The organism is Pseudobacillus wudalianchiensis (assembly GCF_001685015.1).
Lineage (GTDB): Bacteria > Bacillota > Bacilli > Bacillales > Domibacillaceae > Pseudobacillus > Pseudobacillus wudalianchiensis.
Genome location: NZ_MAYT01000001.1, coordinates 564,322 through 587,984, shown reverse-complemented (window position 1 = coordinate 587,984; position 23,663 = coordinate 564,322). Strand labels below are relative to the sequence as shown.

Here is a 23,663-nt window from a genome sequence, read left to right as displayed (position 1 = left end):
AAAGACTTATTTCAGGCTTGCTTCATTCGATCATTGAGACTGTCCTTATTTTTCTTCGGCTGTAATGGCCACAATCGCGGTTGCTATTTCAGCGAGCTTCACAAGCTCCTCAATAGGCATTCTTTCATTTTTTGTATGGATTTCTTCATATCCAACGGCTAAGTTTACTGTCGGAATACCGAAGCCAGCGATTACGTTTGCATCGCTTCCGCCGCCGCTCGTTAACAGTTTGCTTGGACGGCCAATGCGCTCAGCGGCTCTCTTTGCCACTTCTACTACATGGTCTCCCTCGCCGAACTTGAACCCTGGATACATCACTTCCACGTTCACTTCTGCCCGTCCATTCATTTCGGCAGCTGTTTGTTCAAATGCTTCTTTCATTTTCTGTACTTGTGCTTCCATCTTTTCTGGGACGAGTGAACGCGCTTCTGCTAAGATGGAGACATAATCACAAACGATGTTCGTTGCCTGTCCTCCCTCGAAACGGCCAATATTGGCTGTCGTTTCTTCGTCAATCCGGCCGAGCGGCATTTTTGCAATCGCTTTTGCTGCGATCGTAATAGCGGATACTCCTTTTTCAGGTGCAACCCCGGCATGAGCTGTTTTCCCAAAAATCTCGGCTTTGATTTTTGCCTGTGTTGGAGCTGCGACAATAATATTCCCTACTGTACCATCACTGTCTAATGCATAGCCAAATTTCGCTTTCACGAGAGACGGATCTAACGCTTTTGCTCCCACAAGTCCAGATTCTTCGCCCGCTGTGATAATAAATTGAATAAGGCCGTGTCTAAAATTTTGTTCCTTTAGCACTCTCACCAATTCAAACATAGCCGCAAGACCCGCTTTATCATCTGCTCCTAGAATCGTTGTTCCGTCTGTAATCACGTACCCGTTTTCAATGCTCGGCTTGACACCCGCTCCTGGTACAACCGTATCCATATGAGAGGTAAAATAAATCGGGTCTACCCCCTCTTTTGTCGCTTCTAGTGTACAAATTAAATTGCCGGCTCCGTGACCCGTTTTGGCTGCGGAATCATCTTCGTATACGTGCACACCCAATTCTTCAAATTTACTCTTCAATACTTTTGCAATAGCGGCTTCATTTTTTGTTTCTGAATCAATTTGCACAAGTTCAAGAAATTCATTTAGTAATCGTTCTTTATTAATCATTTTATGTACCTCCCTGATTCTTTCCATTTTCAGTATACTCTTTCCACTGAGCAATTCCAAATCTTTCACATAGCAAAGACCCCATCTCGCTCATAAAGCGGCTAGATGGGGATAGAAATTAAAGCGGGATATTTCCGTGCTTTTTCTTTGGACGTTCTTCTTTTTTCGTTCTCATCATTTCAAGCGCTTGAATCAGCTTGATTCTTGTCTCGCGCGGATCAATGACATCATCGACCATACCGTGAGCTGCCGCTACATAAGGATTAGCAAATTTTTCACGGTACTCCTCAATTTTCTTCGCTCTTGTTTCTTCCGGGTTCTCACTATTGGCAATTTCTTTTGCAAAAATGATGTTAGCCGCTCCTTGTGGGCCCATTACCGCAATTTCAGCGTTCGGCCAGGAGAAAACGAGATCGGCTCCAATTGATTTACTATTAAGAGCTACATAAGCTCCGCCATATGCCTTACGCAAAATAACCGTAATCTTTGGTACAGTTGCTTCTGAATAAGCGTATAAAATTTTAGCGCCATGACGGATAATCCCCCCATGTTCCTGTTTGATGCCCGGGAAAAAGCCGGATACATCTTCAAACGTAATGAGAGGAATATTAAAGGAATCGCAAAAGCGAATAAACCGTGCTGCCTTATCCGATGAATCGATGTCGAGCCCCCCAGCCATAAATTTCGGCTGATTGCAGACGAGACCCACTGTTTCTCCTTTGATGCGCGCAAAACCAACGACGATATTCTTAGCAAACTCTTTTTGAACTTCCATAAAGGACTGCTCATCTACTACCTGTTCAATGACTTTTCGAACGTCGTAAGGACGAAGCCCATCAAAAGGAACGATATCGGTCATATCTTCCCGGTAGTCGTCTTCCTCAGAATGGTTAGCTGCCGGTGTTTTTTCTTCATTATTTTGTGGCAAATAAGTGAGCAAAGCTCGAACCATTGCCAGTACCTCTTCTTCAGAGCTGCCGCGAAAATGAGCATTGCCGCTAATGGTATTATGTACTTTCGAACCTCCAAGGTCCTCAGAGGAGATTTTTTCTCCCGTAACGGTTTCGATTACTTTTGGCCCCGTGATAAACATTTGGCTCGTCTGGTCAACCATAAAAACAAAATCGGTAATCGCTGGTGAATAAACAGCACCGCCGGCACAAGGTCCCATAATGACAGAGATTTGCGGAATCACCCCTGAATAAATCGCATTACGATAAAAAATATGACCATAGCCATCTAGTGAAACGACACCTTCTTGAATGCGTGCACCACCCGAATCATTCAGCCCAATGAAAGGAGCTCCGTTTTTAGCTGCGAGATCCATCACATTGGCTATTTTTTTAGCATGCATTTCCCCAAGGGCGCCGCCGAAAACCGTAAAGTCCTGAGAGAACAAATAAACAGGACGTCCATTCACTTTTCCGTAGCCTGTTACGACTCCATCACCCGGTCCTTTTACATCTTCTAACCCAAAATGTGTGCTACGATGCTCAATAAACGGATTGATTTCAACAAACGTATCGGGATCGAGAAGCAAGTCAATACGCTCGCGAGCGGTCAGTTTGCCTTTTTCATGCTGTTTTTCAATTCGTTCGTCGCCGCCGCCAAGCTCTACCTCCCGCCGTCTGTCGTATAATTCATTAATGCTCGTAAAAATATCTGGGGTTGTCATAATGATTTCTTTTCTCCTTCCGTCTTGCTCTTGTCACAAAGTTCGAATAGCACTCCGTGGGCTGATTTAGGATGCATAAAGGCGACCTCTGCCCCTCCCGCCCCCGGCTTCGGTATGTCGTTAATCATGCGAATGCCGTTTTCTTTTATTTCCTGGATACGCTGTTCAATATTTTCTACTTTAAATGCTACATGATGAATACCTTGGCCCCGCTTTTCAATAAACTTAGCTATGGCACTTTCACTGCTCATCGGCTCAAGTAATTCAAACTTTACATTTCCAGCATCAATAAAAGCGACTTTCACTTGTTCCGAAGCCACCTCTTCTATTTTCATTAAAGCAAGTCCAAGCTGCTCCGTATAAAAACGCAGTGTTTCTTCCAATGAGCTAACCGCAATACCGATATGATCTATACGGTTCATTATCAAGACCTCCCTTTCGAAAAGAACTGAAACATGTGTAGTCTTCGATAACAACTAAAAAAATCCCTTCTTTTTTACTGCTTTTGTCCCGTCCATTCAACTTGAGATTTTACGAGAAAACCGCTATGATAGAATTACATAAAGAATCCTGTCCGGAATAATAAAAGGAGCGTATAAGCTTTTATGAGAAATAAAGTAGTACAAAAAACGGTCATTTATATTATGCTGCTGACGATGCTCGTTTCCACTCTGTTTTTTGGCTTATCTATGTTTTTATAGCAGCAAAAAAGAAGCCGGCTTACTCCATCTGGGGGGCCGGCTTTCTTGTTCTTCCGGCAGCTTTCTCTTTTTTCAACCCTTTAAAAGAGCTTTTTATGAGCAAGTACTCTTCCATTTCTTTAATGAACTGAAACAGTGCCGCTCTTGCTTCGAATTCTTCGCGGGTATCCGGCAGATCCATCTGATCAATTTCGGCTTTTAAATCATATAGTTTGGCTAGATGAAGCAGTGCTGTATTGCCCGGATGCACACGCTCGCTTAAAGCATCCATAAAATCAGCTAACACGATGGCAGCCTTAACTTGATGAGAAATAGAAGTGACAATTCCTAAAATCCGCTCGATGATGTCAAACTGCTTTTCTCTCATCACAAAGTAACTGTAAAAGATTTTATCATCCTTTAACAAATGGTTTTCTACATTTTGAAAAGCAAGCATTTTTCCTTCTTTGATCATTTTCTCTGTCTTAACTATTTCTTTTCCATCCCACATGTGATCTTGATTACGTAAATACAAAGCGATTTCATGGAAGATGGCTGTAAAATTCCGTTCAATCTCTTCCTGAAAGCCATATAACTTCTTCTCTACACTAGGCATGTAAAGGTTCATAAGCAAGGCAACGCCAATTCCAATTGAAATAATATAAAATTCATTTAGAATCAGCTGCCCCGTCACTTCACCGGCAGAAAAAATATGAAGGATAATGACACTGCTTGTCACCACTCCTTCTTTCAGCTTGGTAGCCACAAGAGTAGGAATGAAAAACAAAAGCAAGAGTCCCACGACAGGAGCATAATAGCCAATCCCTTCGAAAAAAGCGAAAGAAAAGACCATCGCTATGGCGCACGCAAAAAATCGGCTTCGGGCAGCTTGCAGCGATTTCCTCCTCGTGTTCTGAATACATAAGATCGTAATAATGCCTGCTGATACGAAGTTTTCCAATCCTACCCATTGGGAAATCATGATAGCTGCAGTCGTGCCGACAGCTGTTTTCGCCGTCCGATACCCTATTTTAAACATAATCGTCTCCTGTGCTGAAAAATCAGTTTGTAGTGAAAGAAAACCTTGCCATCACGATGACAAGGTTTCAATCTATATTTACACTTCTTCGCAATACTTGTCAAAAGCATCTTGAAGCTTTTGTACAACAGACATTGGATCATGTCCTTCAATTTCATGGCGTTCTACCATCGTGCACAGCTCGCCGTCTTTCAAAAGAGCAAAAGATGGGGAGGACGGTGGATAACCGACAAAGTAACTGCGCGCTTTTGCTGTCGCTTCTTTATCCTGGCCGGCAAAAACCGTTACAAGATGATCTGGGCGCTTGTCATGATGAATAGAATGAGCCGCAGCCGGACGAGCGATGCCGCCAGCACAGCCACACACTGAATTGATCATTACTAATGTTGTGCCCTTTTTAGCAAATGTTTCTTCGACTTCCTCTGGTGTTTGAAGCTGTGTATATCCAGCAGCTGTGATTTCCTCACGTGCCTGGCGAACGACATCATTCATTAAAAAATTAAAGTCTATATTCATTGTTACCACTCCTTTATCCACATTCGTGTACCCTTATGATAAGACAACGACGCACGGTTTTCAAATAATCTAGTAAATTTTTTATAAATTATGTTTTAAAAACAGCCAATCGGGGAAGATAAATAAGGCAACTAGATCCGTACCCCCTAAACTCCCTAATGGAAGGCTGATACTCTTATGAGTATCAGCCGCTTTTTTGTCTCTGTTACATTTTCACTGCGATCAATCATTGAAAAAATGTCATCTGCTTTTAGCAGGGTCTTTATTTTATTGCTCATTCTGCTTATAAACATTGGAAAATAAATTGGCCAGTGCCTGAGCCGGCGTTATTTCACCTGTCATCGCTTTTTGCTCCATTTCCGTCAAGTGATGAGTGACATAAGGATGCTGATAAAAATTGGCCTTCAGCTGTTCCACGATAAGCGTATGCAGCCACTCTTTCGTTTGCAGCCGCCGCCGTTCTTCAAATGTGCCGGCTGCTTTTGTTTTCTCTTCAAATTCTTGAATGACTTCCCATAGTTCTAGAATGCCGTTTCGTTGAATAGAAGAGCATGTGAAAGCTTGCGATGCCCAGCCTTTTGTCGCTGGCTGGAGCATATGAAGGATCTGATTAAATTCCCTTCTCGTTTTTTCAGCCAATTGCTTATTAGGACCGTCCGCTTTATTTACCACAATTGCATCGGCCAGCTCCATAATTCCTTTTTTCATTCCTTGCAGCTCATCGCCTGCACCTGTCAGGACGATAAGCAAAAAGAAATCGACCATGCCGCGGACCATGAATTCACTTTGGCCAACACCAACTGTTTCGATCAAAATCACTTCAAAGCCGGCCGCTTCACAGAGAAGCATCGTTTCTCTCGTTTTCCGGTGCACGCCGCCAAGCGTGCCGCCGGAAGGAGAAGGACGGATAAAGGCGTTCGGATGCCTAGCCAATGACTCCATTCTCGTTTTATCACCGAGAATACTGCCGCCGGAAATCGAAGAACTAGGATCAATAGCCAGCACCGCTGTTTTTAGTCCGCTTTCACAGAGCATATGGCCGAACGCTTCAATAAAAGTACTTTTTCCAGCTCCCGGAACGCCCGTAATGCCAATACGAATTGACTTCCCTGTATGGGGAAGCAGCTGCTGTAACAGCTCCTGGCCATAGTTATAATGGCTTTTTGCATTGCTTTCAATAAAAGTAATAGCTTTAGCCAAGTCTTTGCGTTCGCCGGCAAGAATTTTTGCGGCCAGCTCTCCTGCATCCGGCAGCTGCTCTTCTTTTTTTCGAAATCGCCTCTTCTGAGGAGAAGCAAAGCCATCATGAGAAGAAGCGATGCCTTTTCTTACATGGAGAGCCGATTCATGATGGGAATGCTCTTCTTTCACCATTATTCTGCCACTTCCTCATAACCGAGCCTGCGATAGATCTCCTCTAAAATTTTTTGAGCGGAGACTGGAATGACCGTACCTGGCCCGAAAATACCGGCTGCTCCGTTGGCACGGAGGAATTCGTAATCTTGAGCTGGAATAACCCCGCCTATAAAGACCATAATATCCTCTCGCTCTAGTTTCTTCAGTTCATTCATTAAAGCCGGAAGCAAGGTTTTGTGTCCTGCAGCGAGCGAGCTGACACCGATTGCATGGACATCATTCTCCACCGCCTGTAAAGCCGTTTCTTCCGGGGTCTGGAATAACGGGCCAATATCTACATCAAAACCTAGATCAGCGTAGGCTGTAGCCACCACTTTCGCTCCTCGGTCATGGCCATCCTGTCCCATTTTTGCAATCAGCAGACGCGGACGCCGTCCTTCCTGCTCACTGAATTCATCGGTCATCCGTTTAACTTCAGCAATTTGCTCTTCATCCGAAAAATGAGAGCTGTACACACCGCTCACTGACCGGATAACTGCTTGATGTCTTCCGCTTACCTGTTCGATCGCATCGGAAATTTCTCCAAGTGTCGCACGCTCCCTTGCTGCATCCACTGCAAGTTCAAGCAAATTCCCCTCTCCAGTTTCGGTTGCCTTAGTTAGAGCTGTTAAAGCTTCTTTTACTTTTTCTTCATTGCGTCCTGCTTTTACACGTTCTAAGCGTTCAATTTGCTTAAGACGCACGGCGGTATTGTCAATATCGAGAATATCAATCGGTTCTTCCTCCGCCAGCCTGTAGCGGTTGACCCCAATAATCGTTTCTTCAACAGAATCGATTTGCGCCTGGCGCCTAGCCGCCGCTTCTTCAATTCTCATTTTTGGCAAGCCCGTGTCGATCGCTTTTGTCATGCCGCCAAGCTCTTCTACTTCTTCTATGTGTTTCCACGCTCTTTCCATCAGTTCATGCGTGAGCGCCTCCACATAATACGAGCCGGCCCATGGATCAATCACATTCGTGATACCCGTTTCCTCCTGCAGGTATAGCTGCGTGTTACGAGCAATTCGAGCAGAAAAATCTGTCGGCAAGGCTATCGCTTCATCCAATGCATTCGTATGAAGTGACTGTGTGTGCCCCATGGCAGCTGCATGAGCTTCAATCAATGTGCGGGTTACATTATTAAATGGGTCCTGCTCTGTCAGACTCCAGCCTGACGTTTGGGAATGAGTGCGCAGAGCCAGCGATTTAGCGTTTTTTGGCTCAAACGGCTGCATCAACTGAGCCCACATCCGACGGGCAGCCCGCATTTTTGCTACTTCCATAAAATAATTCATGCCAATTGCCCAGAAAAACGACAGCCGCGGAGCAAAAGAATCGATGTCAATACCCGCCTCTAGTCCTGTCCGAACATAATCCAACCCGTCGGCAAGTGTATAAGCCAGCTCAATATCGGCCGGGGCGCCTGCCTCTTGCATATGATAGCCGGAAATGCTAATGCTATTAAATTTCGGCATGTTCTCAGAGGTATATTTAAAAATATCGGCAATAATCCGCATCGAAACTTCCGGTGGATAAATATAAGTGTTTCTCACCATGTATTCTTTTAAAATATCATTCTGAATCGTCCCGGACAGCTTTTCACGTGGAACGCCCTGTTCTTCTGCCGCTATGATGTAAAAAGCCATAACCGGCAGTACCGCTCCATTCATGGTCATAGACACGGACATTTGGTCCAGCGGAATCCCATCAAATAAAATTTTCATATCTTCCACGGAATCAATGGCGACACCAGCCTTTCCGACATCGCCGACAACACGCGGATGGTCGGAATCATATCCCCGATGAGTAGGTAAATCAAAAGCAACAGACAGCCCTTTTTGCCCCATCGCCAGATTACGGCGATAAAAGGCATTGCTTTCTTCTGCAGTCGAAAAGCCAGCGTATTGCCGAATGGTCCATGGACGGTTCACATACATCGTCGGGTAAGGTCCCCGTGTGTAAGGGGCGACACCAGGAAGGTCCTGTAAATGCTCCATCTCCTTGGTCGTCTCTTTCGTATAAAGAGGCTGCAGACGGATTTGTTCATTCGTTTCAAACGCGAGCTCTTCAAAGGACTTTTTCACTTCTTGCTCCAGAGCCGTCTTCCACTCTTGAAAAGAACGAGAATCGTTTTTGCCTTTTGGATTGAATTGCTGAAAATCCGGTTTACTCATATGCCGCCACTCCTTCCAAATGATCAAGCAGCTCTGTTGCTTTTTCGATTAGGTTTTGTCCTTTATACAGCTGCCCATCAAGGCCAGCCTGCTGCCATTCTGCTTTAATTTCGTCGGACAGCCTTCCTGCCAGGTCTATTCTCAGGCTAGAATTTGTCTGCTTCATGGCCGCTACAAGCTGCGGACCAAATTGGTCGTATGCTTCATCCTTTCCACAGATGCAATAATAAGATAGCTTACTTTCTTTGATGAAGCGCACGGCCTCCTCAAGCGTCTGGCACTCTCCACTTAAATGAGCCATGATACCACCCGTCGCTAATACGCCCGTTACGAAATCCGCCCGTGGTTTAAACTCTTTTAATTTTCCTAAACAAATGAGCCCCGCCTTCGCTTCTATGCCTTTTGCTCTTTCTCGCAATCTTTCAAACGGTTCAGCCAGCCTTTGTCCCTTGACAGGAATCACTTCGCTGCCGCTATCTTTTGCATGGAGTTCGGCAATCGTTGTCTTTTCAGTTACTTGATCAGCCAGCTCATTAAACGAAGCAACAGACTGCTCTGCTCGAAGCACAGATAGCTTTGGCTTTTCTTTCAATATATCTTCATGAAGATCGGCGTAAATATTCGTGCCAATCATTGACTTTTTCTGTATAGCCAATTCATCGTTTTTCTTTTCTAGCATTTCGGCTAGTTCTGCTTGCAGCGTCCCCGCTTTCAGGGCGGCAATGATCCCGCCTGCCTGTTCGATAGCTAGAAAATGCTCCCACGCTGATTGGCTAAGCTGAGCCGTTAAGGTCTCTATATAGTAGGAGCCGCCCGCTGGATCAATCACTTCTCCAAGATGGGACTCGTCTTTTAGAATAAGCGGAATATTTTTAGCGATCCGCTCTCCTAGTGCAGAAGGCATTCCGCTTACCTCATCAAACGACTTTACTTGTAAATACTCCACACCTCCAAGCAAGGCTGAAAACGCTTCACTTCCTGTGCGCAAAATATTCACATGACGATCGAGCTTTGACAAATTGAAAGAAGAAGTCTCCGCTCCAATCAATACTTTTACATCATCCCCTGTTATGCCGTATGCTTCACAAAGCGTCGTCCAGCACTGGCGAAAGGCTCTCAGCTTGGCTGTTTCCATGAAGAATTGTGAACCAATGGCAAAGTGAATCGCCATGCCCTTCACCACTTCTGCCGGAGACCAGCCTTTTTCTTTCAGCCACTCAATATAAAAGACGGCTTCAGCGAGCGCCAGTGAAATTTCCTGAAAAGCATTTGCTCCAGCTTCATGATAAGGAGCCGTGTCAATACGGATCGATTTCAGTCTAGGAAACGCTTTCTTTAATTCGGTTGCTGCTTGTGCGTACAGAGCGAGCGTTTGCTCACCAGCAACGAGTCCTTTTTCCGCATAAAGCGAAACAATATCCGTTCCGATAGCACCGTACAGCTTGCTAGTTTTTGATTTTAATAAAAAAGAAGCGATCGCAAGAAAGTGGTCTTTTGTATTTATGTACAGCGGGTGTTCCTCTAAAGGCAATGCGGAAAACTCACTGAACGTCATTGCTGGCAGATCTTCTAATGCAAATGAGATCGCATCCTGTCCTGCTTTGAGGGCCGCCGCAAGCTTTTCTGTTAAAGCGGCACTATTATCTGCCTTCACAGCATGGGCATTCTTCCAAGGCACTTCCATGTAGCCACCTTTGTGAAACCCTCTCGTATATAGAGGATAGCCGGGATACTGCTCGGTGTCAGATGATGCGTCATTCGGTCCATATAAAGGCTTTAACACAATCTTTTCATAGGTGGCTGTCTGAAGGGCGGCGAGCGGTTTTCCCTTTAAGGAAGCTGTTGCTGTCTTTTCCCACTCCTCCAGCGTCACTTTTGGAAAACGCTGAGCTTTTATTTCTTGAATATCCATGCAATCTCCTCTCCTTCGCCTCGCTTTAAATGATCGTTCTTTAAAGATTCTAACTCTTTCTTTATTATTATTTTATCTGAACCCATTACGGCAATCAATGAGAAGCAGCCAAAAAGAAACCAGCTCCTCCCTTTTTCTCGTGGTCAATCCGTGAAAATTTTTTTATAACATGCTATGCTATCTTTACCTTCTTCATTAGAAGGAAACTGAATTAGGGGAGAAAAAAATGAGAAAAATCTTCGCATGGTTGGGAGTATTGTTGTTAAGCTTTACTACGATTGCGCATGCTGACAGTGTAGTCGGCGACGTGATTGTCACTCTCGGCGAAAATTTATCACCCGCTCAAAAAGAGCAAGTTCTAGAAGAAATGGACGTTCCAAGCGATGTTACGACTGTCACCGTATCCAATGCTGAAGAACATAAATACTTAGGTGAATATATACCGAAAGCGCAAATTGGTTCAAAAGCCATTTCATCTAGTAAAATTACGATGAAAGAAAAAGGATACGGTATTAATGTACAGACACATAATATTTCTTGGGTTTCCAAAGAAATGTATACGAACGCTTTATCGACAGCTGGCGTAAAAGATGCAGATATCTATATTACGGCTCCATTTGAAGTATCGGGCACAGCAGCACTCACCGGATTGATTAAAGCCTATGAAACATCTACAGGAGAAAAAATTCCAGAAGAACAAAAACAAGTAGCTAACGAAGAAATGGTCACAACAGCTAAGCTCGGGGACCAAATCGGCGAAAAACAAGCGACCGAATTAATTCAACGCATTAAAGAAGAGGTAGCAAAAGAAAATCCACAAACTCTTCAAGAGATTAAAGTGATTGTCAATAACGTATCAAACGAGCTGAATATCCAGTTAACACAAGATCAAACTGATCGGCTTGCTGCTTTGTTTGATAAAATGAAAAACCTTGATATTAATTGGGATCAAGTGAATAACCAGCTTGATAAAGCAAAAGAAAAATGGAACGATTTTAAAAACTCGGATGAGGGTCAAGGCATCCTACAATCTATTATTGACTTCTTACAAAGAATTGTTGACTGGATTGCCGGCCTGTTCAAATAAAACAATAAAAGAATAGCGAAAAAGCTGCCGGGGTGTCCCGGCAGCTTTTTTAGTTTCTTAATAAACAGATGTATTCTCGGAAATATTCTCTAAAATTTCTTTCACACGCTGTAAGAAACGGCCGCAAATGAGACCGTCAAGTACCCGGTGATCCAGTGACAGGCAGAGGTTTACCATGTCACGCACCGCAATCATACCACCTTGCATAACAACAGGACGTTTGACGATCGACTCCACTTGCAAAATGGCAGCCTGAGGATAATTGATAATACCCATTGACTGAACAGAGCCAAATGAACCTGTGTTGTTTACTGTGAAAGTGCCGCCTTGCATATCCTCCGCTTTGAGCATGCCGGAGCGAACCTTGCCAGCCAGCTCGTGAATCTCACGGGCAATGCCTTTAATCGTCTTCTCATCCGCCTGCTTAATAACAGGAACAAACAAGGCATCGTCTGTCGCAACAGCAATGGACAGGTTAATTTCTTTCTTTTGGATAATTTCGTCTCCCGCCCACATAGAATTCACTTCTGGAAATTCCTTTAGAGCTTGAGCCACAGCTTTCACAAAGAAAGCGAAATATGTTAAATTAAACCCTTCTTTTTTCTTGAATTCCTCTTTTAAAGCATCACGACGAGCGACAAGATTCGTCACATCTACCTCCATCATCGTCCAAGCATGCGGCACTTCCTGCTTAGAGCGTACCATGTTTGCGGCAATGGCTTTTCTCACACCGCTCACTGGAATGCTAATATCACCCGGCATCGAGGAAACAGATGATTTTGACTGTGCTCGCACGGCCGGCTTTTCTTGTGACACAGGTTCGGGCTGTGTCATTGTTTGCTGTGGTGCTGGGATGTCGCCGGATTCTATTATTTTTAGCAAATCTTTACGAGTAATCCGGCCTCCTTTTCCAGAACCAGCCACTTGTGTTAAGTCAATATTATGCTCCTGCGAGAGCTTTAAAACGGATGGTGAATACCGGGCTTTGTTTTCCGTTTTCTCTTCTGCCACTTGTTTTGTCTCCGTTTGAACAGCTTCCGTACTCTCCTGCGAAATTGCTGACTTCTTCTCGCCAGCCCCTTCCACGTCCATTAAACAGATAACCGCTCCGACTTCGAGTGTATCTCCTTCCGCAGCGATCAGTTCTTTTATCGTACCCGTAAAAGAAGAAGGCACTTCCGCATTTACTTTATCTGTCATCACTTCAGCAATCGGATCATATTTATTGACATGATCCCCCGCCTGGACAAGCCATTTACTAATGGTGCCTTCGGTGACACTTTCTCCAAGCTGAGGCATCGTTACTTTTTCTATTGTCACAAAAAAGCCTCCTCTCTATCTACCTATTTTAAAACTCGGCCAATTCCCGCATTGCTTTTTCGACTTTATCAGGATTGATCATGAAAAACTTTTCCATTGTTGGTGCATAAGGCATGGCCGGTACATCTGGCCCTGCCAGCCGCTTAATAGGCGCATCCAGATCAAACAAGCAGTTTTCAGCAATAATCGCCGCTACCTCACTCATGATGCTGCCTTCTTTATTATCTTCTGTTACAAGTAAAACTTTTCCTGTTTTCTTTGCCGCTTCACAGATAGCTTCTTTATCAAGTGGATAAACGGTGCGCAGGTCGAGTATCTCTGTTTCAATTCCATCCTTCGCTAACCTCTCTGCTGCCTGCATGGCAAAGTGGACACACAGCCCATATGTAATGACTGTCAAGTCTTCCCCTTTGCGCTTAGTATCAGCTTTGCCGATTGGAAGTACGTAATCTTCAGTCGGTACCTCCCCTTTAATTAAACGGTAGGCACGCTTATGTTCAAAAAATAAAACTGGATCCTCATCACGAATGGCTGCTTTTAACAAACCTTTTACATCATAAGGTGTGGAAGGCATGACGATCTTTAAGCCAGGCTGATTAGCAAACACCGCTTCCACTGACTGAGAATGATAGAGAGCTCCGTGTACTCCGCCGCCATATGGGGCCCGGATTACAATTGGACAGCTCCAATCATTGTTCGAGCGGTAACGAATACGCGCTGCCTCTGAAATAATTTGGTTCACTGCCGGCATAATGAAGTCAGCAAACTGCATTTCAGCAATCGGCCGCATGCCATACATCGCTGCCCCAATGCCAACTCCGGCAATAGCCGATTCTGCCAGTGGAGTATCCATTACACGCTCTTCGCCAAATCGATCATATAAGCCTGCCGTTGCTTTAAAGACACCGCCCTTTTTTCCTACATCTTCCCCGAGAACAAATACTCTCGGATCCCGTTCCATTTCTTCACGCATTGCCATTGTCACAGCATCTATATAAGAAATTATCGGCATCCTCTTTCCCCCCTATTACTCTTCTGCATACACGTAAGTCAAGGCATCTTCCGGTTTTGCATATGGCGCATTTTCGGCATAATCGGTCGCTTCATTGACTTCTTTCATAATGCGGTCATTTATTTCTTTCTCAAGTTCATCATTTAGTACACCAGTTTCTTTCAAGTACTGACTAAACGTAATAATTGGATCGTTTGACTTTGCTTTTTCTACTTCATCTGGTGAACGATACGTACGATCATCATCATCCGATGAGTGAGCAGTTAAGCGGTAGGATACTGTCTCAATTAACGTAGGCCCTTCTCCGCGTCTAGCCCGGTCTGCAGCCTCTTTTACATATTTATAGACTTCTATTGGATCATTCCCGTTAATGGTGAAACCCGGCATGCCATATCCTTGTGCCCGATCCGCAACATTTTCGCATGATAACTGCTTTTCTACTGGCACGGAAATCGCATATTTGTTATTTTCGCACATAAAAATAACAGGAAGCTTATGGACACCCGCAAAATTCGCTCCCTCATGGAAATCACCTTGGTTAGAAGAACCTTCTCCAAATGTAACGAACGTAACGATATCTTCCTTCCTCATTTTTCCGCCTAATGCAATTCCGACGGCGTGTGGCACCTGTGTCGTAACAGGAGAAGATCCTGTTACAATTCGATTTTTCTTTTGACCGAAATGGCCAGGCATTTGCCGGCCGCCCGAGCTCGGATCCTCCGCTTTCGCAAAGCCTGAAAGCATAATGTCCGTTGTTGTCATTCCAAATGTTAACACAACACCCATATCTCGATAATAAGGCAGCACATAATCCTTTTGTTTATCAAGAGCAAACGCTGCTCCTACTTGTGCGGCTTCCTGTCCCTGGCAGGAAATCACGAAAGGAATTTTCCCTGAACGGTTCAACAGCCACATCCGTTCATCAATCCTGCGGGCGAGCAGCATTGTTTTATACATTTCCAATACCATATTGTCACTTAATCCTATCGCAGAGTGGCGATTTTCAGCCATACCTGTTCCTCTCCCTTCTTTCTCTCCTTACGAATGAATGGCCTTGCCGTCTGCAGCAAGAGCCGCTTCCCCGATCGCTTCACTAAGTGTTGGATGCGGATGAATCGTATGACTTACTTCCCAGGCCGCTGCATCGAGCACACGGGCAAGCCCCGCTTCTGAAATCATATCTGTAACATGAGGCCCGATCATATGAACACCAAGCAAGTCATCCGTTTGTTTGTCCGCTACTATTTTAACAAAACCATCGCTCTCTCCGTAAACAAGTGCTTTGCCAATGGCACGAAACGAAAACTTACCAGTCTTCACTTCATACCCTTGCTCTGTTGCTTCTTGCTCCGTTAACCCTACACTTGCAGCTTCCGGGCTGGAATAAATACATTTAGGCACCATCGTATAATCAATCGGATCTGCTTCTCCCCCAGCTAGATGATTGACCGCTGTGATCCCTTCATGGGAAGCAACATGAGCAAGCTGCAAGCCGCCAATGACATCGCCAATCGCATAGATATGAGATTCTTTCGTTTGGTAAAACTCGTTCACTACTATGTTTCCTTTTTCTACTTCAATATCTGTATTTTCTAAGCCGATTCCATTTACATTTGCCTGCCGGCCGATTGAAACGAGTAGTTTTTCAGCTTTGTACACCGTCTGGCCGTTATTTGTTTCAGCCTGAATACTAATCGAGTGGTCTCTTTTTTCCACTGTCTCCGCAAGCACCTTCGCTCCAGTAACAATGTTGGCTCCACGCTTTTTGAGAAGACGTTCCATTTCTTTCGAGATCTCGATATCTTCTGTCGGCAATATTCTATTCGCATATTCCAAAACGGTGACTTTCACTCCAAAGTCAGTGAGCATCGAAGCCCATTCAATTCCAATCACGCCGCCGCCGACGATAATAATGGATTCAGGAAGGCTTTCTAGCGCTAAGGCGTCATCAGATGATAAAACCATATCCCCATCAAAAGGAAGATCTTGTAAAGGCCGCGGATGAGAGCCGGTTGCGACAATCACATTTTTAGGAAGGAGCATAGGATTATCCGTTCCATCGTTCATTTCCACGGACACCGTACCCGGCATTGGAGAAAAAATAGATGGGCCTAAAATACGGCCAAGTCCTTCGTATACATCAATTTTATTCTTTTTCATTAATCCTTGCACACCGCTATAAAGCGTATCGATAATGTCCTGTTTCCGCTTTTGTACCTTCGCAAAGTTTAACGTTACACTTCCCGCAGAGACGCCAAAGTCCTCACTGTTCTTAGCCGTTTTAAATACCTCCGCACTTCTCAATAATGCTTTAGAAGGTATACAGCCTTTATGAAGGCATGTCCCGCCAAGCTTGCTTTTTTCAACAAGGGCTGTTTTTAAACCAAGCTGTGATGCACGGATCGCTGCGACATATCCGCCCGTTCCTCCGCCAAGAATCACTAAATCATATTCTTCAGCCAAATCTTCTCCTCCTCTTTCTATTGTTCACCTTAGTATATTAATCCTCTCCTGTTAACATGAGAAGAGCCTTTTCTGCTAGAAAAAGCAAGCCATGATCACCATGATAAGCAGATTGCCTGTTTTTTGTTTGCAAGAGATCGCTTGAAAAGGCAGAATGCGCTGGGATATTTAAATAATCCGCAATATAACGAGCCATCCTGATGCCCTCATCCACATCTTTTTGACTTCTAGCCGTTGCTTCCTCCAGCGCCCCCGGTACACAAACCACTTTTAGCTTTGAAAGATTGATGCCTTCTCTATCAAGAGAAGCAAGCAGATAGAGGCACATTTCCGCCAGCGGCTGTTTTTTGTATGGGAAAGTTTGTTCAAGCACGGCTATTTGATTATCAAACACGCCCGCTATCACTTCTTCCCCAGCTACATACATAACGAGCATGCGGAATGCTTTCGATCGCAAAAGCGCCCCTCCTCTGCTTTTTGTTAATGTTTGCGTCTTGATAAAATGTGATGGCCATCTAATAAAAATTGATTTCGCGCTTTGCTCATTTTCTGAATCCGTTCTTCAGCCATGCGATCAGCTGCCCGATAAGTCGGTATACCGTCACGCTTAGAAATATCAATCGTTTTTTCAATGTTATAGTAAATCTGCTCTACTTTTTTCATCGCACGTTCGCGATTATAACCATTTAGTTCATCTGCTACGTTGATTACTCCGCCAGCGTTAATGACGTAGTCAGGAGCATAAATAATGCCGCGCTCATGAAGTTCGTCGCCGTCTTTTTCTTCTTTTAATTGATTGTTAGCGGAACCAGCGACCACTTTTACTTTTAGCTGTGGAATGGTCTCTGAGTTGATCACTGCCCCAAGAGCACAAGGAGCAAAAATATCTGCTTCGACTCCATAAATTTCATCTGTATTCACCGCTATGGCACCAAAGTCATCGACAGCCCGCTTTACTGCCTCTTTATTAATATCTGTCACAATTAACTTTGCTCCTGCCTCGTGCAAGTGACGGCATAAATGATAAGCCACATTCCCTACTCCCTGCACAGAAATCGTAAGCCCTTCGAGAGAGTCTGTGCCGAACGCCTCTTTCGCAGCCGCCTTCATGCCGACAAAGCAGCCGTAAGCCGTCACAGGAGATGGATTACCCGAAGAACCGAACGCCGGAGAAATTCCTGTTACATAATCGGTTTCCTCATGGATGATGTCCATATCTTCTACTGTTGTGCCAACATCTTCGGCTGTAATATACCGCCCGTTAAGCCCTTGAATATACCGTCCGAATGCACGAAACATTTCTTCATTTTTATCTTTGCGCGGATCGCCAATAATGACCGTTTTGCCGCCGCCTAAATTCAACCCAGCTGCCGCATTTTTATAGGTCATGCCGCGCGCCAGACGTAGGGCATCTTCAATGGCTGCTTCCTCTGATGCATATGTCCACATTCTCGTTCCGCCGAGTGCTGGGCCAAGTGTTGTATCATGTATTGCGATGATCGCTTTTAATCCGGACACTTCATCTTGGCAAAATACTAGCTGTTCATAATCATATTTTTTCATGTATTTAAAAATTTCCATTGTATTTCCTCCTCATGCTAGGTAGTTAATCTCTTCTGTTCATTTTTATAATGCAATTGCTATGCCAATAATCGCTTTATGAAAACGCTTTATTTTCCAATTTACTCTCTGCAGATAGTTGCATACTGCGCAATTTTTTGCAGGCAATTTAGTGCAGTTGGTACTTTTCCAGCTTGTAATACAAATTTCGAATAGAAATTTTTAATTCCCTCGCGGCGGCTGTTTTATTTCCATTATGTTCAGCTAAACGCAATTGAAGAATTTCTTTTTCATATAGATCGAGCATTTCCTGCAGCGAGCGGCCATTCTGTCTTTTTATCTTTGGCTGTTCGTCTGTCAGTCCCTTCACTTCCTTTTCTCCTTTTAGAAGTGGCGGGAGAGCTGCAGCATCAATAAAGTGATCACTATAGTTTAAAAAAATCATTGCCCTTCCTAATACATTCTCCAATTCACGCACGTTCCCCGGCCACGAATATCCCATTAATCTTTCCATCGCTTCGGGAGTAACTCCTTCCACAGTTCTTCCATAGTCTTGGTTGATCTTCGCAATGAGCCGCTCACACAAAAGTGGAATATCTGCTTTCCGATTGCGGAGCGGAGGAATATGTATCGGCATCCGATTGAGACGGTAATATAAGTCTTCACGAAAAGTTCCCTCCGTCATCGCTTTTTCAAGATTAACGTTCGTAGCCGCAATGATGCGAACATTGACAGGTATCGATTTTGTTCCTCCTACTCGAACAATTTCCCGTTCTTGCAGCACACGTAAAAGTTTTGCCTGCATATTGGCGCTTAATTCACCAATTTCATCAAGAAAAATACTGCCATTGTTTGCTTCTTCAAATAATCCCCTTTTGCCGCCACGGCGGGCACCTGAAAAAGCTCCATCTTCATAACCAAACAGCTCACTTTCTAGCAGCGATTCGGTTAATGCTGCGCAATTCACGCGAATAAATTTATTATAGCGGCGGTCACTCGCATTATGAATCGCATGAGCGAACAACTCTTTTCCTGTTCCTGATTCTCCTCTTAATAAAACAGTTGCCGGTGTATTGGCCCCTGCTTTTGCTTGTTCCACGGCAATTTTCATTTCCTCAGAACAGCCAATGATTTCCTCAAATGTATACTTGGCTTCGAGCGTACGAATGATTTGCCGCGCACGGTCAAGTTCTTTTGTTAAAGATTGAATTTCTGTTAAGTCATGAATAACACCGACGCTGCCCTTTAGCTTATCATCTACAAGAATAGGGGCTACATTCACGACTACTTCCTTTTTTTTCGGTCCCACGTACATTTTTACCCCCCGCACTGGCTGCTTCTTTGCAAGTACTTGTAAATGCACGCTGTCGCCTTCTGAAATGTCAATGGTCGCCGGCTTTCCAATCACTTCTTTTTCACTAAGGCCGGTTAACCTTGTATAAGCCGGATTAATGAGCAGCCCTCTGCCTTGTTCGTCAACTACGGAGATCGCATCATCACTTGAAAAAATAATGGCTTTCAGCATCGTTTGAATTTCTTTTAAATTCGTGATCTCTTCAGCTAAATTTACTACTTCAGTAATATCTTTAAAAATAGAAAAGGCCCCAATGACTTTTCCTTCTGTCGTGATCATCGGGATGCGGGAAGTGATAATTTTTTCATTTTTGGCAAGTTGTTGTTCTCGGTTTATTTCAGTCTGCTTGCTTTTTAATACTTCCGGCAGCCGGCTGTTGGGTATAATTTGTTGAACGTGTTGTCCAATGGCCTCTCTCTTTTTAATCTTAAGTATACGTTCGGCACTTTTGTTAAATAAAATGATTTTTTCTGTATGATCGATGACAATCATGCCTTCATCGATTGATTCAAATATAATATCATACTGATACGACTGATTTTTCAGCTGCATAATCAATTCTTCTTTTTGCTGAAGAAGCTGCGCCAGTAAATAAGCAACACTTCCTGGAATCACAATAGCATCCGGAGCGTATTGACGCACTGCTTCAAATACCTGGCTGTTGCCTGTCACTTCAATAATAACATCCGGCTTCCTGTCTATGAAGGAGCGCCAATCCTGTCCGGTTTGGACTCCTATCTCCCTTGCCAGACAAAGAGCTGATGCTTTCTCATTGACATCTACTACCGCTATGACCTTCATGATCTGGCTGTTCTGTAAGATTTTTAAAACTGAAAGGCCGCCTTGCCCACCGCCAATAATTAAAGCTGTTTGCATGAAGCCATCCCCTCGCTTTCTTTCAGCCTGCAAATTCTTGCATACTCTTATTTTATACGTGTAAATCTAACTTGACAAATTTTTCAGGTGAGATATGATTTTTGTGAGTAACAATTGAAGGAGCAAAACTACATGATCCGACTACTGGCATTATTGGTTTTAGTGATTCCTGGCTTTTTGGCGGGGCTTGGCATAAAGTTAATGAGAGATATGCTATTCGGTATATTGCAGCCGCCATTCCCTTTCCTTTGGCTGCAGTTCCTTGTTGGCCTCGTTCTGTTTGTTGGCGGACTAGGATTTGTTGCTGGTTTTATTTTTTATAGAGACCGAAAGAACAATAAAGTACAAAACCGCTTTAAAGACAAGTAAAAGCTCCTTGTGCGTTTCTGCGTTTTCAGCAGGTTACGCATAAGGAGCTTTTTATACATCTAACACGCTATCTCGGATTTCTAAAGCCATTTTTGGATCATCCGTAATAAGGGCTGAGCAGCCTTCTTCAATCAGCCATCGGACTTGCTTTTCTTTATTTACCGTATATGGACGAATTTGAATGCCATGCTCAATAGACGAACGGATAATGTTATGGTTGACTGTGCGGATATTTGGGTGAATCGCTCCCGCTCGAATCGCTTCTGCATATTTCCAAGGCATATAAAGATGAGAAGAGTATAGAGCAGCCGTTTCTAAATCCGGTGCAAGCTGGTATACGTAAGTCAATGAGTAATGATTAAATGAGGAAATAATCACACGGCCTTCGTAATTAAATTGGCGAATCAGCCGAATGACCTTTTCTTCCATACCTGGATAAGGAAACTCATTATTCTTTAGCTCAATGTTGCAAATAATTTCATTTTCCCGCATCCATTCAAAGATCTCTTCTAACGACGGAATGCCAATAGCCCTCGTTGCTTCTGGAAATTTATATTTTGCTTCCAGCTTCGATAAATCCTTCCATTCCCAATCTTTCACGTATCCCTGTCCATTTGTCGTTCTGTTAAGCTTTTCATCATGAATGACAGCAAGACGCCCATCTTTTGTCAGCTGAACATCCAATTCAATGCCATCGGCTCCTGCGGATTCTGCTGCTTGAAAAGCGGCTAACGTATTTTCCGGAGCTATCGCAGAAAAGCCGCGATGGGCAAAGATAGCAGTCATAGAAACACATCCTTTTTCCATATATGCTGCTATGTATACAGCTAGCAGGCGGCTTTACTGGTCGGTCTTGTCAACCTCCTTACTTTTTCAAGAGGCTTTATGCTCAAGGCGTAGCTTATCTGCGACCATCGCAATAAATTCTGAATTTGTCGGCTTCGCTTTTGTCATAGAGACTGTGTAGCCGAACAAATTGGAAATCGAATCAATATTCCCGCGGCTCCATGCTACTTCGATTGCATGGCGAATAGCCCGTTCTACACGGCTGGCGGTTGTGTTGTATTTTTTAGCAATATCTGGATAAAGAACTTTTGTAATAGAACCAAGCAGTTCAATATCATTGTACACCATTGAAATCGCTTCCCGTAAATACATATACCCCTTAATATGCGCCGGGACACCAATCTCATGGATAATGCTTGTAATGCTCGCATCTAAATTAATGGCTTTTTTTGCTGGCTGCTTCAACATTTCTTGGGACGAGCGCCGCATCATTGAATTTTCTTTCCCGCTCACTTGACGAATATGGTTAAAGAGACTTTCGATGTCAAATGGCTTCAGCATAAAATAAGAGGCCCCAAGCTCTACAGCTTTTTTAGTTACGTCCTCCTGCCCAAACGCTGTCAGCATAATAACATTCGGAACGGTCTCCAGCTCAAGCTCCCTCATCCGCTCCAATACGGCTAACCCATCTACGTGTGGCATAATAATATCGAGAATCAATACATCTGGCTGTGCGTCCGGCAGCATCTCTAAACAATCTTGCCCATTGCTTGCTCTTCCTGTCACTTCCATGTCTTCCTGAGAAGAAATATATTCCTCAAGCATATTCACCAGATCTCGGTTATCATCTACAATAGCTACTTTTATTTTAGTCATCGTTTATTTCCTCCCCATCCGTTTGCTCTCTCGCAAGTGTACATTTATTCTAATAGTTTTTTCGACAAAGGGAAATGATTTCCTTTAAATTTTAATAATATATATTTTTTTCGTTGATATTCCTTTATTTTCGACGAATTTCTTCCAGTTTCACCGATAAAAAAACAAGCGGAATCATCCGCTTGTTTAACTCGCTTCACTCTTTTCTGTCTCAGTTAACGAAATGCCTGCCTCATTAAGCATCCATTCAATGTGCACTCCATATCCTGACGTAGGATCATTCACAAATACGTGAGTAACAGCACCAATGATTTTTCCATTTTGGATAATCGGACTTCCGCTCATCCCTTGAACTATTCCCCCTGTTTTGTCAAGCAGTCTCTTGTCTGTTACTTTTAAAACCATTCCTTTTGTCGCCGGGTACTTTTGAGGAATGGTGCTAACGATTTCGATATCGTACCATTCCACCTTTTCCCCGTTAATAACCGTTAGAATCTTGGCAGGCCCTTCCTTCACTTCATGGGATAAAGCAACTGGATAAGACTTTTTTGCCAAATTATCAGAAAGCGGCTCATTTAAGCGGCCAAATATACCGTACGGACTGTTCCTCTTAATATCACCCAGCTTTTTCTGGCCCGTTGAAAACTGGGCCAGCTTTTCTCCAGGGTTACCATTGCGTCCTTTTTCAATGGAAGTGACTTTCGATTTTACAATTTCTCCACCTTGAACAATGATTGGTTTTTTTGTATCTGCATCGGCAATGACATGGCCAAGCGCTCCATATTTTTGTGATCGCGGTTCGACAAAGGTAAGTGTACCAATACCTGATGCTGAATCACGAATGTACAGACCAATTTTAAACGATTGTTCATTTTTATCCTTTAATGGTTGTAACTCCGTGTGCACCATTTTTTGATTTCGGCGTATCGTCATCTGAAGCGGTTCAGCCTCTTGTCCCGCCCGTTGAACAAACGCACTAATGTCCTGCATTTTCTCAATTCTTTTCCCGTTAATTTCCGTGATCATATCACCAACTCTAATGCCAGCCTTTTCTCCGGGCGACTGCTTTCCGCCCGCAGTTTCAACCAGGTGGTGGCCAACTACAAGAACACCGAATGTATTCAGCTTAATACCGATCGACTGTCCTCCTGGTATGACACGGATTTCACGAGCAGCGACAGCTTTTTCATTTTCCCCTGGAAAACCAGCCAACTGCAATAGTTCGTCTTTATTATGAAATGTACGTCCCGTTGCCACTGACGTTTTTTCGGTTTCTGAACGACTTATGTCTATTGCATAAGCATTGTTAATAAAAGAAGAAAAAATTAAACATACTACAAAAGAAACAAGGAGAATTCCACCAGTGATTGTATTGAATAGATACTTGTTCAAACCGTTCACT

Annotated in this window: 21 protein-coding genes; 3 read left to right on the top strand and 18 right to left on the bottom strand. The window is 43.8% G+C overall.

Going from position 1 to position 23,663, the window contains the following annotated elements:
- Positions 1-45 precede the first annotated feature (45 nt).
- The 3 genes from A8F95_RS02990 to mce form a co-directional block, all read right to left on the bottom strand.
- Positions 46-1,170, bottom strand: coding sequence for a M20/M25/M40 family metallo-hydrolase (locus tag A8F95_RS02990; RefSeq protein WP_065409158.1), 1,125 nt, complete (start codon positions 1,168-1,170; stop codon positions 46-48).
- Positions 1,171-1,288: 118 nt separating this feature from the next.
- Positions 1,289-2,845 carry an acyl-CoA carboxylase subunit beta gene (locus A8F95_RS02985; RefSeq protein ID WP_065409157.1) on the bottom strand — a complete coding sequence of 519 codons (1,557 nt, stop codon included), beginning with the start codon at positions 2,843-2,845 and terminating at the stop codon, positions 1,289-1,291.
- Positions 2,842-3,267, bottom strand: a complete 426-nt coding sequence (gene mce / locus A8F95_RS02980; protein ID WP_049663058.1) for a methylmalonyl-CoA epimerase — start codon at positions 3,265-3,267, stop codon at positions 2,842-2,844. The genes A8F95_RS02985 and mce overlap by 4 nt, the downstream gene beginning before the upstream one ends.
- A 183-nt stretch (positions 3,268-3,450) precedes the next feature.
- Between mce and prli42 the strand changes: the two genes are divergently transcribed.
- Positions 3,451-3,546, top strand: coding sequence for a stressosome-associated protein Prli42 (gene prli42, locus A8F95_RS22270; protein ID WP_156187042.1), 96 nt, complete (start codon positions 3,451-3,453; stop codon positions 3,544-3,546).
- A 19-nt stretch (positions 3,547-3,565) separates the two neighbouring features.
- Here prli42 and A8F95_RS02975 read toward each other — a convergent pair whose 3' ends face one another.
- The 5 genes from A8F95_RS02975 to A8F95_RS02955 form a co-directional block, all read right to left on the bottom strand.
- Positions 3,566-4,564 (bottom strand): aromatic acid exporter family protein, encoded by a 999-nt coding sequence (locus tag A8F95_RS02975; protein WP_065409156.1) that lies wholly within the window; start codon positions 4,562-4,564, stop codon positions 3,566-3,568.
- Between the two features lie 78 nt (positions 4,565-4,642).
- Complete coding sequence (locus A8F95_RS02970) at positions 4,643-5,080, bottom strand: BrxA/BrxB family bacilliredoxin (protein ID WP_049663062.1); 438 nt, start codon at positions 5,078-5,080, stop codon at positions 4,643-4,645.
- A gap of 267 nt (positions 5,081-5,347) precedes the next feature.
- Positions 5,348-6,454 (bottom strand): methylmalonyl Co-A mutase-associated GTPase MeaB, encoded by a 1,107-nt coding sequence (gene meaB / locus A8F95_RS02965; RefSeq protein ID WP_065409155.1) that lies wholly within the window; start codon positions 6,452-6,454, stop codon positions 5,348-5,350.
- Positions 6,454-8,646, bottom strand: a complete 2,193-nt coding sequence (gene scpA, locus A8F95_RS02960; RefSeq protein ID WP_065409154.1) for a methylmalonyl-CoA mutase — start codon at positions 8,644-8,646, stop codon at positions 6,454-6,456. The genes meaB and scpA overlap by 1 nt, the downstream gene beginning before the upstream one ends.
- Complete coding sequence (locus A8F95_RS02955) at positions 8,639-10,558, bottom strand: methylmalonyl-CoA mutase family protein (protein ID WP_065409153.1); 1,920 nt, start codon at positions 10,556-10,558, stop codon at positions 8,639-8,641. Before A8F95_RS02955 ends, scpA begins: the two co-directional genes overlap by 8 nt.
- A gap of 226 nt (positions 10,559-10,784) precedes the next feature.
- Here A8F95_RS02955 and A8F95_RS02950 point away from each other — a divergent pair, with 226 nt between their 5' ends.
- Positions 10,785-11,645 (top strand): DUF1002 domain-containing protein, encoded by an 861-nt coding sequence (locus A8F95_RS02950; RefSeq protein WP_065409152.1) that lies wholly within the window; start codon positions 10,785-10,787, stop codon positions 11,643-11,645.
- Between the two features lie 57 nt (positions 11,646-11,702).
- On the opposite strand, the gene A8F95_RS02945 is transcribed toward A8F95_RS02950, so the two are convergent.
- From A8F95_RS02945 to A8F95_RS02915, 7 genes are all read right to left on the bottom strand, one after another.
- Complete coding sequence (locus A8F95_RS02945; protein ID WP_425414968.1) at positions 11,703-12,944, bottom strand: dihydrolipoamide acetyltransferase family protein; 1,242 nt, start codon at positions 12,942-12,944, stop codon at positions 11,703-11,705.
- A gap of 49 nt (positions 12,945-12,993) precedes the next feature.
- On the bottom strand, positions 12,994-13,977 hold the full coding sequence (locus A8F95_RS02940; protein WP_049663072.1) for an alpha-ketoacid dehydrogenase subunit beta: 984 nt from the start codon (positions 13,975-13,977) through the stop codon (positions 12,994-12,996).
- Positions 13,978-13,992: 15 nt separating this feature from the next.
- Positions 13,993-14,988, bottom strand: a complete 996-nt coding sequence (locus A8F95_RS02935; RefSeq protein WP_065409150.1) for a thiamine pyrophosphate-dependent dehydrogenase E1 component subunit alpha — start codon at positions 14,986-14,988, stop codon at positions 13,993-13,995.
- Between the two features lie 27 nt (positions 14,989-15,015).
- Positions 15,016-16,440 carry a dihydrolipoyl dehydrogenase gene (gene lpdA / locus A8F95_RS02930; RefSeq protein WP_065409149.1) on the bottom strand — a complete coding sequence of 475 codons (1,425 nt, stop codon included), beginning with the start codon at positions 16,438-16,440 and terminating at the stop codon, positions 15,016-15,018.
- Positions 16,441-16,477: 37 nt separating this feature from the next.
- Positions 16,478-16,897 carry a hypothetical protein gene (locus A8F95_RS02925; RefSeq protein WP_065409148.1) on the bottom strand — a complete coding sequence of 140 codons (420 nt, stop codon included), beginning with the start codon at positions 16,895-16,897 and terminating at the stop codon, positions 16,478-16,480.
- Between the two features lie 23 nt (positions 16,898-16,920).
- Positions 16,921-18,021, bottom strand: coding sequence for a branched-chain amino acid dehydrogenase (bcd, locus tag A8F95_RS02920; RefSeq protein ID WP_065409147.1), 1,101 nt, complete (start codon positions 18,019-18,021; stop codon positions 16,921-16,923).
- A gap of 148 nt (positions 18,022-18,169) precedes the next feature.
- On the bottom strand, positions 18,170-20,230 hold the full coding sequence (locus tag A8F95_RS02915; protein ID WP_065409146.1) for a sigma-54 interaction domain-containing protein: 2,061 nt from the start codon (positions 20,228-20,230) through the stop codon (positions 18,170-18,172).
- Positions 20,231-20,362: 132 nt separating this feature from the next.
- Between A8F95_RS02915 and A8F95_RS02910 the strand changes: the two genes are divergently transcribed.
- The gene (locus A8F95_RS02910; protein WP_049663083.1) at positions 20,363-20,599 is read left to right on the top strand and encodes a DUF2627 domain-containing protein; all 237 of its coding nucleotides are present in this window, start codon (positions 20,363-20,365) and stop codon (positions 20,597-20,599) included.
- A gap of 51 nt (positions 20,600-20,650) precedes the next feature.
- On the opposite strand, the gene A8F95_RS02905 is transcribed toward A8F95_RS02910, so the two are convergent.
- The 3 genes from A8F95_RS02905 to spoIVB all read right to left on the bottom strand — a co-directional run bounded on the left by A8F95_RS02905 (position 20,651) and on the right by spoIVB (position 23,653).
- Positions 20,651-21,385: a glycerophosphodiester phosphodiesterase gene (locus A8F95_RS02905; protein WP_065409145.1), complete on the bottom strand. Its 735-nt coding sequence runs from the start codon at positions 21,383-21,385 to the stop codon at positions 20,651-20,653.
- An 87-nt stretch (positions 21,386-21,472) separates the two neighbouring features.
- Positions 21,473-22,261 (bottom strand): sporulation transcription factor Spo0A, encoded by a 789-nt coding sequence (gene spo0A, locus A8F95_RS02900; protein WP_065409144.1) that lies wholly within the window; start codon positions 22,259-22,261, stop codon positions 21,473-21,475.
- 186 nt (positions 22,262-22,447) lie between these two features.
- Positions 22,448-23,653: a SpoIVB peptidase gene (spoIVB, locus tag A8F95_RS02895; protein ID WP_065409143.1), complete on the bottom strand. Its 1,206-nt coding sequence runs from the start codon at positions 23,651-23,653 to the stop codon at positions 22,448-22,450.
- Positions 23,654-23,663 lie beyond the last annotated feature (10 nt).

Excerpts from the sequence above, each read along its gene's own strand:
- A8F95_RS02990 (WP_065409158.1), bottom strand. The coding sequence starts at position 1,170 with ATGATTAATAAAGAACGATTACTAAATGAATTTCTTGAACTTGTGCAA.
- A8F95_RS02985 (WP_065409157.1), bottom strand. The coding sequence starts at position 2,845 with ATGACAACCCCAGATATTTTTACGAGCATTAATGAATTATACGACAGA.
- mce (WP_049663058.1), bottom strand. The coding sequence starts at position 3,267 with ATGAACCGTATAGATCATATCGGTATTGCGGTTAGCTCATTGGAAGAA.
- prli42 (WP_156187042.1), top strand. The coding sequence starts at position 3,451 with ATGAGAAATAAAGTAGTACAAAAAACGGTCATTTATATTATGCTGCTG.
- A8F95_RS02975 (WP_065409156.1), bottom strand. The coding sequence starts at position 4,564 with ATGTTTAAAATAGGGTATCGGACGGCGAAAACAGCTGTCGGCACGACT.
- A8F95_RS02970 (WP_049663062.1), bottom strand. The coding sequence starts at position 5,080 with ATGAATATAGACTTTAATTTTTTAATGAATGATGTCGTTCGCCAGGCA.
- meaB (WP_065409155.1), bottom strand. The coding sequence starts at position 6,454 with ATGGTGAAAGAAGAGCATTCCCATCATGAATCGGCTCTCCATGTAAGA.
- scpA (WP_065409154.1), bottom strand. The coding sequence starts at position 8,646 with ATGAGTAAACCGGATTTTCAGCAATTCAATCCAAAAGGCAAAAACGAT.
- A8F95_RS02955 (WP_065409153.1), bottom strand. The coding sequence starts at position 10,558 with ATGGATATTCAAGAAATAAAAGCTCAGCGTTTTCCAAAAGTGACGCTG.
- A8F95_RS02950 (WP_065409152.1), top strand. The coding sequence starts at position 10,785 with ATGAGAAAAATCTTCGCATGGTTGGGAGTATTGTTGTTAAGCTTTACT.
- A8F95_RS02945 (WP_425414968.1), bottom strand. The coding sequence starts at position 12,944 with ATGCCTCAGCTTGGAGAAAGTGTCACCGAAGGCACCATTAGTAAATGG.
- A8F95_RS02940 (WP_049663072.1), bottom strand. The coding sequence starts at position 13,977 with ATGCCGATAATTTCTTATATAGATGCTGTGACAATGGCAATGCGTGAA.
- A8F95_RS02935 (WP_065409150.1), bottom strand. The coding sequence starts at position 14,988 with ATGGCTGAAAATCGCCACTCTGCGATAGGATTAAGTGACAATATGGTA.
- bcd (WP_065409147.1), bottom strand. The coding sequence starts at position 18,021 with ATGGAAATTTTTAAATACATGAAAAAATATGATTATGAACAGCTAGTA.
- A8F95_RS02915 (WP_065409146.1), bottom strand. The coding sequence starts at position 20,230 with ATGCAAACAGCTTTAATTATTGGCGGTGGGCAAGGCGGCCTTTCAGTT.
- A8F95_RS02910 (WP_049663083.1), top strand. The coding sequence starts at position 20,363 with ATGATCCGACTACTGGCATTATTGGTTTTAGTGATTCCTGGCTTTTTG.
- A8F95_RS02905 (WP_065409145.1), bottom strand. The coding sequence starts at position 21,385 with ATGACTGCTATCTTTGCCCATCGCGGCTTTTCTGCGATAGCTCCGGAA.
- spo0A (WP_065409144.1), bottom strand. The coding sequence starts at position 22,261 with ATGACTAAAATAAAAGTAGCTATTGTAGATGATAACCGAGATCTGGTG.